The sequence below is a fragment of the Streptococcus cristatus genome, from assembly GCF_001578775.1.
In the GTDB taxonomy this organism is placed as follows: domain Bacteria; phylum Bacillota; class Bacilli; order Lactobacillales; family Streptococcaceae; genus Streptococcus; species Streptococcus cristatus_A.
The window spans coordinates 26,197-38,428 of record NZ_KQ969064.1 but is presented as its reverse complement, the minus strand read 5'-3'; the positions used below and the strand labels follow the sequence as shown (position 1 = coordinate 38,428).

Annotated in this window: 13 protein-coding genes and 1 pseudogene; 3 read left to right on the top strand and 11 right to left on the bottom strand. The window is 41.6% G+C overall.

Translation table 11 applies throughout. The annotated features are described in order from the left end of the window. A partial coding sequence (locus SCRDD08_RS12030; RefSeq protein ID WP_231089379.1) for a LemA family protein occupies positions 1 to 361 on the bottom strand: 361 nt, incomplete at its 3' end. A gap of 276 nt (positions 362 to 637) precedes the next feature. Between SCRDD08_RS12030 and rsmG the strand changes: the two genes are divergently transcribed. The 3 genes from rsmG (at position 638) to SCRDD08_RS09495 (ending at position 2,787) form a co-directional block, all read left to right on the top strand. Next, entirely contained in the window at positions 638 to 1,351 is a 714-nt protein-coding gene (rsmG, locus tag SCRDD08_RS09505) for a 16S rRNA (guanine(527)-N(7))-methyltransferase RsmG (protein WP_061423534.1), read from the top strand. 210 nt (positions 1,352 to 1,561) lie between these two features. Further along, positions 1,562 to 2,389, top strand: coding sequence for an exodeoxyribonuclease III (locus SCRDD08_RS09500; protein WP_061423475.1), 828 nt, complete (start codon positions 1,562 to 1,564; stop codon positions 2,387 to 2,389). Positions 2,390 to 2,400: 11 nt separating this feature from the next. Then, complete coding sequence (locus tag SCRDD08_RS09495; protein ID WP_061423474.1) at positions 2,401 to 2,787, top strand: bleomycin resistance protein; 387 nt, start codon at positions 2,401 to 2,403, stop codon at positions 2,785 to 2,787. A 66-nt stretch (positions 2,788 to 2,853) separates the two neighbouring features. Here SCRDD08_RS09495 and SCRDD08_RS09490 read toward each other — a convergent pair whose 3' ends face one another. The 10 genes and pseudogenes from SCRDD08_RS09490 to SCRDD08_RS09445 form a co-directional block, all read right to left on the bottom strand. Beyond that, on the bottom strand, positions 2,854 to 3,948 hold the full coding sequence (locus tag SCRDD08_RS09490; protein ID WP_061423473.1) for a nucleotidyltransferase: 1,095 nt from the start codon (positions 3,946 to 3,948) through the stop codon (positions 2,854 to 2,856). 32 nt (positions 3,949 to 3,980) lie between these two features. Next, positions 3,981 to 6,734 (bottom strand): AAA domain-containing protein, encoded by a 2,754-nt coding sequence (locus SCRDD08_RS09485; protein ID WP_231089373.1) that lies wholly within the window; start codon positions 6,732 to 6,734, stop codon positions 3,981 to 3,983. Positions 6,735 to 6,764: 30 nt separating this feature from the next. After that, positions 6,765 to 7,499, bottom strand: coding sequence for a class I SAM-dependent DNA methyltransferase (locus SCRDD08_RS09480; RefSeq protein ID WP_061423471.1), 735 nt, complete (start codon positions 7,497 to 7,499; stop codon positions 6,765 to 6,767). An 82-nt stretch (positions 7,500 to 7,581) separates the two neighbouring features. Continuing rightward, a pseudogene (rsfS, locus tag SCRDD08_RS09475) lies at positions 7,582 to 7,938 on the bottom strand (ribosome silencing factor); the annotation flags it as partial. A gap of 9 nt (positions 7,939 to 7,947) precedes the next feature. After that, positions 7,948 to 8,550 carry a bis(5'-nucleosyl)-tetraphosphatase (symmetrical) YqeK gene (gene yqeK / locus SCRDD08_RS09470; protein ID WP_061423469.1) on the bottom strand — a complete coding sequence of 201 codons (603 nt, stop codon included), beginning with the start codon at positions 8,548 to 8,550 and terminating at the stop codon, positions 7,948 to 7,950. Continuing rightward, positions 8,547 to 9,179 (bottom strand): nicotinate-nucleotide adenylyltransferase, encoded by a 633-nt coding sequence (locus SCRDD08_RS09465; protein ID WP_061423468.1) that lies wholly within the window; start codon positions 9,177 to 9,179, stop codon positions 8,547 to 8,549. The genes yqeK and SCRDD08_RS09465 overlap by 4 nt, the downstream gene beginning before the upstream one ends. Before the next feature lie 28 nt (positions 9,180 to 9,207). Beyond that, entirely contained in the window at positions 9,208 to 9,519 is a 312-nt protein-coding gene (gene yhbY / locus SCRDD08_RS09460; protein WP_061423467.1) for a ribosome assembly RNA-binding protein YhbY, read from the bottom strand. Between the two features lie 107 nt (positions 9,520 to 9,626). After that, positions 9,627 to 10,733, bottom strand: a complete 1,107-nt coding sequence (yqeH, locus tag SCRDD08_RS09455; RefSeq protein ID WP_061423466.1) for a ribosome biogenesis GTPase YqeH — start codon at positions 10,731 to 10,733, stop codon at positions 9,627 to 9,629. Positions 10,734 to 10,735: 2 nt separating this feature from the next. Further along, entirely contained in the window at positions 10,736 to 11,263 is a 528-nt protein-coding gene (locus SCRDD08_RS09450; protein ID WP_005592391.1) for a YqeG family HAD IIIA-type phosphatase, read from the bottom strand. 176 nt (positions 11,264 to 11,439) lie between these two features. Beyond that, complete coding sequence (locus tag SCRDD08_RS09445; RefSeq protein ID WP_196756189.1) at positions 11,440 to 12,108, bottom strand: hypothetical protein; 669 nt, start codon at positions 12,106 to 12,108, stop codon at positions 11,440 to 11,442. Positions 12,109 to 12,232 lie beyond the last annotated feature (124 nt).

Here is a 12,232-nt window from a genome sequence, read left to right as displayed (position 1 = left end):
CTTCCTGAAGTTTCAAGTAGTTTGTATTTGCCTTAAGGTCTGGGTAATTTTCAGCAACCGCAAAGATACCAGAAATCGAACGAGTCAGGGCATCACTAGCCTCCATAGCTTGGGCAGGTGATGAGGCAGCAGCTACTTGGTTACGCAGTCGAGTAACATTTTCCAAGGTTGATTTCTCATATTTTCCATAACCTTTTACCGTCTCTAAAAGGTTGGGAATCAGGTCATTTCGGCGCTTGAGCTGGACATCAATCTGACTCCAAGCTTCTTGAGTTTGCATACGGCTTTTAACAAGACCATTGTAAACAGAAATCACGAAAATAGCTACAACTGCCACAACCGCAATAATAATAAAAAACATGGACATAATAAAGACACTCCTTATGATTTGATTGCACCTATTATAACAAAAAAAGCTCAACCTGTCTTTCTTGACATGTCATCTAGTAAAATAGGTTTATCTTAAATAATGTCCAAACGCTAAAATAGTCAGAAATCTAGAAAAAGCTTCTTCGTTTTTCTAGAAATCAGGGCAAGTCAGTATCTAATCCTTGGGTACCCAAGAAGCCAATCGTCAGAAGCACCCTGCCCCGTTTTATGATATAATAGGATGAATACTGAAAACAAGGATGAAACTATGACACCGCAAGAATTTTACCAGCTACTAAGTCAGCAGGGAATCGAGCTGACCGACCGCCAGAAAGACCAGTTTGAGCGTTATTTTGAACTCTTGGTAGAATGGAATGAAAAAATCAATCTGACAGCTATCACTGAGAAAAATGAAGTCTATCTCAAGCATTTCTATGATTCAATTGCCCCCGTTTTGCAAGGTCTGATTGACAATCAAGAGCTTAAGCTGCTGGACATCGGAGCAGGTGCAGGCTTTCCCAGCCTCCCTATGAAAATCATCTGTCCCCAGCTGGATGTGACTATCATTGACTCCCTTAACAAACGAATCAACTTCCTAAAACTACTTGCAGAGGAGCTCGGGTTGGACAAGGTTCATTTCTACCACGGTCGTGCAGAAGACTTTGCTCAGGACAAGGCTTTTCGGGCTCAATTTGACCTAGTCACTGCTCGTGCGGTTGCTCGGATGCAGGTCCTGTCTGAGCTGACCATTCCCTACCTGAAAGTTGGCGGGAAGCTCCTAGCGCTCAAGGCTTCCAATGCTCCAGAAGAACTGGAAGAAGCAAAAAATGCCTTGAACCTGCTCTTTAGTAAGGTTCAAGACAACCTCAGTTATGCCCTACCAAACGGCGATCCCCGCTTTATCACAGTGGTTGAAAAGAAGAAAGAAACACCCAACAAATACCCCCGCAAAGCCGGCATGCCAAACAAAAGACCATTATAAAAAGAAAACATTCGTCAGTCTTGTCAATAACTTACAAGACATCAATTTGGGCAATGCCATCTATGATGATCGAGTATTTAAAATTTTATACACCAACTATTGTCGAAAAGCTTTCATGCTTTTCAAGCCTCTTACAATCACTTTGCTATAAATCAACTCTATCTTTTGGTATAATAAACTCAGGAAATTTCTACTAGAAAAGGACATTTTATGAAACTCATCTCTTGGAACATTGACTCTCTCAACGCTGCTTTGACCAGTGATTCTGCCCGCGCTCAGCTCTCTCAGGCTGTCCTTCGGACCTTGCAAGCAGAAAATGCGGATATCATCGCTATTCAGGAAACAAAGCTTTCCGCTAAAGGCCCGACTAAAAAACATCTTGAGATTTTAGAAGAGCTCTTCCCAGGCTATGAAAATACTTGGCGCTCGTCTCAAGAGCCAGCCCGCAAAGGCTATGCTGGAACTATGTTTCTCTACAAAAAAGAGCTAACACCAATCGTGACCTTCCCAGAAATCGGCGCTCCGTCAACCATGGATGTTGAAGGTCGCATCATTACGCTGGAATTTGACGACTTCTTCGTCACTCAGGTCTATACGCCCAATGCTGGCGATGGTCTCAAACGCTTGGAAGAGCGTCAAGTCTGGGATGTCAAATACGCTGAATACTTGGCTTCACTAGATGAACAAAAACTAGTCCTCGCAACTGGCGACTACAATGTAGCCCACAAGGAAATCGACCTTGCTAATCCTGCCAGCAATCGCCGTTCACCAGGCTTTACTGATGAAGAGCGTGCTGGTTTCACCAATCTGCTGGCTAAAGGCTTTACCGATACCTTCCGCCACTTGCACGGCGATATCCCTAACCAATACACTTGGTGGGCGCAACGCAGCAAGACTTCTAAAATCAACAATACCGGCTGGAGAATCGACTACTGGTTGACCAGCAACCGCGTGGCTGACAAGGTAACCAAGTCTGATATGATTGACTCCGGTGCACGCCAAGACCACACACCAATTGTCATGGAAATTGAACTTTAAGGAGGAAACCGATGGACTATCAGGCTGTTATCCCCGAATTTATGGTATCTGACCTCGAAAAGTCGCGCCACTTCTACTGCGACTTGCTGGGATTCTCTGTCGAATACGAGCGTCCCGAGGAGAAATTTCTCTTCCTTTCGCTTGAAGACTGCCAGCTTATGCTAGAAGAAGGCAGCGCAGAAGAATTAGCCCAACTGACCTATCCTTTCGGGCGTGGTGTCAATATTTCTTTTGGTATTGAGGACGTCCCTCAGCTCCACCAAAAACTGCTGGAAGCTGACTATCCCATCCATCGTCCGCTGACGAAAAGAGTATTTCGCGTAGGAGATAGCTTTATTTATCCACATGAATTTGCGGTTTTGGATCCAGATGGTTATTTTCTACGATTTAGTGAATAAGAAAAAGGAGGCTGCTAGCCTCTTTTTTTCTATTTATAAGTAAACTTCTCAAATCTATCCATACTATCAGAGAGTATTTTGTAGTGGAAAGCGTCCAAAATTCTGCTCCCTAAGTGCAGGATTGCCTAGCTGATAGACCTTATCAGCCTGCTGGGTCAAACTGTCCCACGGCTCCTTGCCGATACGGCTGACCAATTCAACATTTCCCTTAAGCTGGGACAAATGCTGGCGCCCCTGCTCGGAAAAACCTAAAATATGGATTCCTGATGGAAGTTCTTCTTGTCTAGCTCCGACTAGGATATAGGTCAGCAGACGTCGAACCCGAGCCTTGGTATAGCGCTTAGTCGCCACCTGCTCGACCAGCTCTTCTATGGTCTCACCGCTTTTCAAGGCCTCTCTAATCCTAACGGCCAACTCCTGATTAACCTGATAAAAGTCTGTCAAATCCGAACAAGTCACTATCTGGTAACGGAGATAAGGAAAAAGATCCGGCCAGGTCACCTTGGGTGCTATGTCAAGCAAGTGATAGGCTGGAGTGAATTTTTTGAGAAAGGCTGGCTGACCCAAATTCTGACGAAGGGCCGTTGCGGAGGCAAATTCCTGATCAGCTGATAAGGAATGGTAGCCAGCCCCCTGACGTTGAATCGGGCACAGCTTTATAGCCTTTCCCGCCACAGCCTTGGCATAGGCCAAGCCCAAGATATGATTGGGAGTAGAACCTGAGAAATTAAGCCCTGCAAACTCCTGCCACATAGCCTGAGTCTTTTGGGGATAGGATAGGGAATCAGGCAAGCCAGCCAGATAAGCCTCCATCTGCTCTGCCTTTTCACCATAGACCCTAGAAATACTCTCATAATCCAACACTTCCTCGGTCCCAAAAGTTAGCTGTTCGACTCCTAGCCTCTCTAAGATATCTACTGCCCCCTTAGCGAAAAAGTCCGCCGCCTGAACGCTGACCAAGAAAGGCAGCTCAAGGATCAAATCCGCTCCAGCTTCCAAAGCCATCTGTGCCCGAGTCCACTTATCCACGATAGCTGGCTCCCCTCGCTGAACAAAATTGCCGCTCATAGCGATAATTTTCAGACCAGAAGCCTGCTCCAGCAGATATTTGTGCCCATTATGAAAAGGATTGAATTCTGCGATAATACCGGTGATAGGCATTAATTCCTCCTCGAATATAGAATTATTACTATTTAAATATTGTTAATCATATCTTTTGACTGAATGATTTCGTCAGTTGATTTATAATCATCCAAAGCAATCCTTATTTTTTCTTCCTCGCCGCTACCATTTGTTGCTAACCTTAGTAAAGGAAGTTGATAATTTTTGAAAATATTATTTTTCATCGAATCTCGCTTCATTTGGTCAGGATTATTATGATACTTAACTCCATCAACTTCAATCGCTAGAACTGGAACTTTTGTAACCTTATTAAATATCAGGAAATCTACACTGGTTCGACTCTGATTAACAAATGTTGCTTCATCAGATGACAGCAATGAAAAATCTTTTATCAAATGTTTTAATCGGTACTGTGTGATAAAGTCAAGCTCTGAATATGAAGTAAGAATTTCTTTTAGTAATTCAAACATCAAATTTTCTGAATCATATTTTGAATGTTTGCTCCGATTTTTAAAATAATTTAGTCTACGTTCTTCATATTGTTTATACAGATAATCAAATACTGATCTAACCATACTGTCTTTGATATCACAATTTTGATATACAATATAGTCTATTAAATCTGTTATATTCATATTTGATTTTTGTTTATTACCAGAAGTAACTAAAATAAGTCGATTTTTAGCTCTTGAAACAGCCACATTCAATAGGTGGGGATCATCAGTAAAATGTGTTATTTGATTATCTACTGTAGAAAGGATTATTGTTTCACATTCTCTACCTTGAAATTTATGTACAGTTTCACTAATATATTCCTCCAGTTGATTTTGAGACAACTCAATCTGATTACGATATGGAGCAATAATTCCTGTAGTATTATTGTCTAATAGATAATAATCAATCACCTCTTTTTTTATGATATCAATTTCTCTCTGATTTGAGTGCTGGCGTGCATGATTCCCCGCTACAGACTTACAAGCAATAAGCACATCTTTCTCGCCATGATCTTTAGTCATAATACATAATTTCCCATTATAGAATTTTTGATTACAAAACTGAATAATTTTAGGATGACAGCGATAATGCTCTTTCAATAAGGTAGCAGGCTCTTCAGGAAATAATTCTACCATTACTTCCAAAAGGCTCTTTTTAAAGCTATATATAGGTTTTATCTTCAAATCCTTTCGTAAACATTCTGACTTTTCTTTTGATTCCCTTGTAACAATATTTGGTAATTGCTTAAGATCTCCAACAATTACTACATTTTTAGCACATGATAAAGCTAATGCTCCTGTAGCAATATCGACTTGTGAGGCTTCATCAATAATTAAATAGTCGTACAACATAGAATCAGCTACACAGTTTCTGGCAGAAAATGTTGTACTTAAGATTATAGGATAATCTTTTAAAATTTTTTTAGAAAAATTTAGCCTATTCTTTGCAGAGTTATCTGTATTATTTACTTTCCGAGGCGCCCCAGGAATATATTTTTCTAACAAAGCACTTTTCAAAATAGATTTTGAATATTCTATCATATTGGCTATATATTCATCGCTCAAATTCGTTTTATAATCATTTTCGAGTTTTGATAACTTTTTATTAAGTTTTTCCAACTCAGTCTCATAGAATTTCTTCTGAATCGTTGCAGCTAAAAAATCTGGATTTTGCTTATAAAAACTAAAATTCCTTATTTTATATTTAAAAATACTTTTTATTTTAAATATAAAACCGATTTTTCTATTTTGTTCAAAAATTTTTTCACACTCTAACAATAAATCCAAAAGAACTTTTGGAGATAACTTTGATAAATCTACTTCAAAGAGATCCTTATCAGACATGTAATCTTGAAAATGTTGATATTCTATCTCAATAAAAGAGATCTGTGATTTTATATTTGCTATTTCTTCTTTTAGCGAAAAAGCTTTTTTAACCAGTTCAAAATTTAGATTTCTTTCTTTATTTTCAAGAATATCTGGTAAATAATTAGGATAATGAGAAGATTGATTTTTTAAAAATTTTTCTTTATTTTTTTTACTGCCCAGCGTAGCTGTCAAAAAATCTAAAGCTATCTCTGGTTGAGATAATTTCTCTTTAATATTAGCAATTGCAGAATTATTATTTGACACCACTAAAGCTGTCTGATTTCTGTAAATAATATTCGACAAAATATTTAAAATTGTTTGAGTTTTTCCTGTTCCGGGAGGTCCCTCAATGAAGCTAATTTGATTTTTCAAAGCTCTTTCCGTCGCAATGAGTTGACTATTATTACAACCGAAAGGAAATATTAGACTTTGATCATCAGATTTAGATTCCGATTCAACTTTTGTACTTGATGCTGATAGGAAACGATGTAAGACAGATTGTTGTGAAACAAAAGTAACTCTTTCATAATTCTTACCTAAGAGAGAACTACCATCATCAGATTTTATATTATTTAAATTGGCAAGTTTTTTAAGATACTCAAAGACGTCATTAGCCTTTTTTTCAAATAAGGCGGATTGTTCAATTTTAAAATTCTCTTGATTTAAAATAACGTTCTTGCCATGTTCAAAACAAACTTTTATTTTATTTTTTTCTAAATATGAGTATTTTTCAACAGAGATAACATTATTATAGGCGCCATATCCTGAGCGGCTAAATTGATAATTTTCTACAGGTAATTTTTCCAAAAATTGATATTCTTCAACATCTTCTTTGTTATAGGAATATTCTTTATTATTTGTATACCTCACCTTAATTTTGCCATCTATTCCCGGCTTAATTGATAAAACATTATCTGTCCGATTTTTCTGTTTTATAAAAATTAAAGTCTGTTTATTTTCCAAATTCAACTCCTCAAAACATATTGCTAGGTTTCATTTCTCCGCCACAAAGAACCAGCGAGCGCTCTTGTCGGTCGGCTCCTTGTCCTCAAAGTCCGCGTAAACCTTGACATTCTTAAAGCCAGCCTGCTCTAGCAAGATATCGTAGGTCAGAATCTCATAGGTCCGCTCCTCATGCACCTCATCGTGGCGCGTGAAGCGCCCATCTTCGTCTTGGACAAAGAAGGTCAGCTCATGCACGATGGAATGAGGCGGTTCGTCCGCATAGGAATCCCAGACCATAGCAAAGGTTTCAGCATTTTCGTGATAGGAATAGCCAGGAAAAACCTCGTCAATCTGGTAAATCGAGTGCACATCAAAGATAAAGCGACCACCCTCATTTAGATGCTGATAAACTTGAGTGAAGACCTGACCGACATCGACTTCGTCCTCCATATAGCAAATCGAGTCTGAATAACAAGTCACCAAATCAAACTGACCGACGCTACTCAAATCCAGCATATTGCCTTGGATAAAGGGAATGTCCAAACCAGCCTCTCTGCTACGCTTCTCTGCCAAATCCAGCATTTCCTGACTCAGATCCAACCCCGTCACATCAAACCCTGCCTGCTTAAAATAAATGGACTGGATGCCCGTACCACAGGCCAGCTCCAGCAGCTTTTTCTTATCCTTGGGAAAATGACGCAGGCTGAAATCTGTCCACTTCTCATACAAAGAATCATCCATAATCGCATCGTAAACCGACGCGAAGGTTTCATAAGTTGCCATACTTTTCCTTTCAAAAATAGCCCAGCCAGCAGGCTGACTGAGCCGAATTCTGCTTTCTGCCTAAGGGCAAAAAATCACTTGTTTTTTCTTCCAATAAGGCCGCAACATCTACACCAGTTGCTTCGTGCCAGAGCTTTTCTAGATTGTAATGCGCCCGCATTTCCTCAGAAAAGACATGAACAACGATGCCCCCTAAGTCTAAGAGCACCCAGCCGCCAGCTGCGTCGCCCTCAACATGGCCAGCAGAAACACCAGCCGCAGCAGCTTTCTCACGAATATTTTCAGCAACTGCATCCAGCTGACGGCTGTTCATAGAGCTAACGATGACAAAGTAATCTGTCACGGTTGTCAGACCTTGCAAATCCAAAGCCACAATATCTTCTGCACGCTTTTCATCGGCCGCCTTCACGACCAGTTCCAATAATTCTTGTTCTTTCATAGTTCCTCTTTAATTTTCTTCTATTTCCTTCAAATATCCTACAAAGGCATTGTAGGTCTCCAAGGTCTGCGGATAGATAGGCATCCCCTTATGGGCTAGATGCTCCACTGTCCTTGCTGTTTCGTAGGCCACAGCTTGATTGAGCGACCGCTTTGCCAATTCTCTGGCCTTGTCCACTCCCGGAAAGTCCCGGTTGTGTTCAATGTAGTCGGCGACATAGACGACCTTGTCCAGCTCAGACATGGTGCTACTCCCAACCGTATGAATCTCGATGGCTCGCAGAATCTCAGCATCTTCTATGCCTAAATCTTCCTGAATCTTGTAAACGCCCACCATGCCATGCCAGACATTATTGCCCCAATTTTTGAGGTCGGGGTCCAGTTGATAGCGGTCAATCAAGGATAGGAAATCCTCGTCCGAGACCTTTTTAGCATAGTCGTGCAGGAGTCCTGCTAGACCTGCTTTTTCGACGTCAAGACCGAAGCGCTCCGCTAATTCACGGGCAGCCCTTTCCACACCTAGACAATGCCGCAGGCGTTTCTCAGGCATGACTGTTTCCATCTTAGCCAGCAAGGCCTGACGGCCCATACTGATATAGCTTTCATAGGTCATAAGTAAAGCCCTTCTTTCTCGATATAGTCTAAGACTGGCTGAGGCAGCAGGAAATTAGGAGTCCGTCCATGAGCCAAAAAATCCCGTACCATACTGGAGGAAATATCCATAAGTGGGACATCCACCCAAATGACAGGGTAAGAAGTCCCTGCCTTGTAGCGCGGCCGCTGAACACCGACAAACTGAACCAGCTCAACCAGCTCATCAATCCGGTACCACTTGGGGAGATAGTCCACCATATCCGCACCGATGATAAAATAATAATCTGTATCTGGATGCTGCTCTGTCAGCAGCTTCATGGTGTCGTAGGTGTAGGAAATTCCCTTGCGCTCCAGCTCAATGACTTCAATCCCTAGGCCTACAATACCCTCGATAGCCAGCCCCAGCATTTTCAGCCGATGCTTTTCATCGATGGTCTCTTTCTTGTCCACATGGGGCGGCTCGTACTCTGGCATGAGCAGGACCTGATCCAAGCCCAACTGTTGGCGGACCTGATCCGCCACGACCAAATGAGCATGGTGGACAGGGTTGAAATTCCCACCTAGTATGCCAATCTGCTTACGTTTTTTATCTTTAACTTCTGGTTCTAAATCCACCTTGGTAAAAGGGGTCAGTAATTCAATAGCCATAGGCTGACATCTCCACAGAAATTTTTCCTTAAATTTGCTTGACTTTGACAGAGAGTTTGCGATTTTCCTTCTTGCTGGACTGCTTGTAGAGAATCAAGATCCGGCCGATCTCCTGCACCGTATCCACTCCGATTTCCTCTTCCAGAATTTCCGCGACCTCGTGAATATTTTCATCCGTATTCTGCAAGAGCGTGACCTTAATCAGCTCGCGCGCGTCCAGTGCCTGACGGACGCTAGTTTTGATTTGGTCGTTGAGTCCATTTTTCCCAATCTGAATGATGGGTTTGAGACTATGTGCCTGACTGTTGAGAAAGGCCCGTTGTTTTGATGTTAGTGTCATGTTCTTCTATAAGGCTTGATACAGCTAGGATTCGCTTTAGTCCCAAATGCTCATAGCCTTTTCCTTCCTTATTTTAAGGGGATTTATTCCCCTTGGTTTCTTGAGTATTATATAATAGCTTTCCGAGTGACAACCGCCACACCCTCTGGTGCCCAGCCGGCTACACGGGCAGGACCACTGACACGAATCCAGCCCAGACCAGAGAAGACGATGTCTGTCTTGTCCTTGATGCTAAATTCATGCTTGACCAAGGCTGGAAACTCTTCCTTTTCCTTGCCAACTGGTGGCACTAAGAGACCGCCGACATGCTTGTCATAAAAGTCACTGGCGCCTTCCAACTTAGTCCGGTGGAGCTTGAGCTCATTGTCAAAGTAAGCCGTGAAACCCTGCTTGTCGCCTGCCACAAAGTCAAAGCGACCTAAACCACCCAAAAAGAAAGTTTGCTCTGGATTGAGCTGGTAAGTTTTGGGCTTAATTTCCTTTTTGGGGCTGACATATTTGAGATTCTTAGCAGAAAGATAGTGAGCCATCTGGTGCCGATGGATGATACCCGGTGTATCATAGATATAACTACCATCCGCCAAAGGAATCTCGATTTTATCCAAAGTTGTGCCCGGGAAGCGTGAAGTCGTAATAATATCCTTGTCGCCTGTGATTTCCTGAATAATGGCGTTAATCAAAGTAGACTTGCCGACATTGGTCACACCGACCACATACACATCACGTCCCTTGCGGCAATGCTCAATTTTGTCAATCAAGTCCTTGATGGCCTGCTTGTTCTGAGCAGAAGTCAGGACCACATCAACTGGACGCAGACCTTCTTCGTGAGCTCGCTCCGTCAGCCATTGGGTCACCTTGCTATCCTTGACCGACTTAGGCAGAATGTCCTTTTTATTCCCGACTAAGAGAACATCATTTCCTGCGACAAAGCGAGGCAGGCCAGGGATGACCGAGCCATTAAAGTCAAAAATATCGACAACATTGACGACCAAGGCGTCGCTATCTCCAACTTCATGCAGAAGCCGTAGAAAGTCATCATCCGTCAGCTGGACATCGCTGATTTCATTATAATGGCGCAGGCGGAAACAACGCTGGCAATAGAGTTCGCCTGTCTCCAAGCCTTTTTCTAGAGCCGACTGAGGCGTGTAGCCTAGCTTGCCCTTATCTTCTGTCTGAATAGGGACTCCGCAGCCGATACAGAGAAGTTCTTCCATGCTTAAATTCCTTTTTTGTATTGAATTGGGCCGTATTTTTCAGTGATTTTCTTGAGCACACGGCGTTCACGCGCCCGATTGATCTGGGTCTTGATAGAGTCGTGCTCGACCAGTGGTTTAACCAAAATCGAGCGAATCCCGGCCCGATGAGCAGCCCGAATATCTGTCATGAGCTGGTCGCCCACCATGACCACTTCATTTTTTTCAAAGTGAAAAAGCTTGAGCGCTCGGTCAATTCCCCAAGTGAAGGGCTTCATGGCCCAGTAGACATAGTCAATTTCAAACTTTTCAACAGCTCGCTTGACCCGTTTTTGGTTATTATTGGACACCACGATAATCCGAATGCCTGCATCCCGCAAATCATGGAGCCACTTCTTCATCTCTGGGGTCCCATCAGGATTATTCCAAGCAATCAGGGTGTTATCCAAATCCACCAAAACCGCTTTGATCCCCTGTCTTTTCAAACTCTCTACTGTCAAATCGTAAACCGCCTCGACCGCAAAGTCGGGCATGTAATCTTCAATCGCCACATCTCTCTCCAAAAATCGTATTCGCACTATTATAGCATAAAATAGGCTTTTTGGCACCTATAACCCCATTTCTTCCAAGAGCCATTGGGAGATGCTCCCTCCCCTATTCTCCAAGTAAATGAAAACAGCTTCCCAAGCGGGAAGCTCAAATTTTAATATAGGAAAGAGGATCTTACTTACCAATGACCATCTTTTTCTTTCCGTAATTTTAATTCATAAATTTTTTGAAGATCGAGAATAATACCGGTAGCACCCTCTGCTTCATCTTTTTTTATGTGAAGAACCTTAGAAAATTTCTGAAAATCCTTCTCCTTAATACCTGGTGCAATGCGAATGTCAACAGATTCCCATTCACTATCTTTCTCTTCGTAACCTACTAAAGCAACTAAAAATGATTTCCCTAGTCTATACTTACCTGAAAAAAAATCCGCTGTAGTACTAAAAAGAGCATCATTATATCCAGGAGAAGATACCGCAAATAGTATAACATCTGCTTTCTTAAGCTCTCCATCAACACTAGATAAGGGCTGCTCATCTACATACTCAATCTGTAAACGAATTTCTACTGGAATTAACGAATAGTAAAGATTGTCTTTGTTATAAATTGAATCTGGATTCATAATTTTGTCATAGCTATTCACAAACTCTGCGACTCCACCCAAAAGGAACAAGAAAAAATAACTAGCTATAAATAGTAAAATCCGTTTTTTTCCGAAAAAGAAGTACCAAATACTTAAGAATAGTACAAAGAGAATAATTGTATTAATGTGGAAAAATGTTCTTATGAGATTCTCATATGCAATCTCCCACATTTTTTGATGATATAAGTTTAAATATTCTTCCACTATAACTCTCCTAACTCTTAGAATTTTTAGTTCGAGCACAAGCACTCTCTCTAATTTTTGAATGCTTATAGATTATTGCTCACCAGTCATGTCATTATATCATCTTTCATACTTTTTAGCACCT

What these genes read in the sequence shown, in the direction of transcription:
- rsmG (WP_061423534.1), top strand. Translation starts at nt 638, where the DNA reads ATGACACCGCAAGAATTTTACCAGCTACTAAGTCAGCAGGGAATCGAG.
- SCRDD08_RS09500 (WP_061423475.1), top strand. Translation starts at nt 1,562, where the DNA reads ATGAAACTCATCTCTTGGAACATTGACTCTCTCAACGCTGCTTTGACC.
- SCRDD08_RS09495 (WP_061423474.1), top strand. Translation starts at nt 2,401, where the DNA reads ATGGACTATCAGGCTGTTATCCCCGAATTTATGGTATCTGACCTCGAA.
- SCRDD08_RS09490 (WP_061423473.1), bottom strand. Translation starts at nt 3,948, where the DNA reads ATGCCTATCACCGGTATTATCGCAGAATTCAATCCTTTTCATAATGGG.
- SCRDD08_RS09480 (WP_061423471.1), bottom strand. Translation starts at nt 7,499, where the DNA reads ATGGCAACTTATGAAACCTTCGCGTCGGTTTACGATGCGATTATGGAT.
- yqeK (WP_061423469.1), bottom strand. Translation starts at nt 8,550, where the DNA reads ATGACCTATGAAAGCTATATCAGTATGGGCCGTCAGGCCTTGCTGGCT.
- SCRDD08_RS09465 (WP_061423468.1), bottom strand. Translation starts at nt 9,179, where the DNA reads ATGGCTATTGAATTACTGACCCCTTTTACCAAGGTGGATTTAGAACCA.
- yhbY (WP_061423467.1), bottom strand. Translation starts at nt 9,519, where the DNA reads ATGACACTAACATCAAAACAACGGGCCTTTCTCAACAGTCAGGCACAT.
- yqeH (WP_061423466.1), bottom strand. Translation starts at nt 10,733, where the DNA reads ATGGAAGAACTTCTCTGTATCGGCTGCGGAGTCCCTATTCAGACAGAA.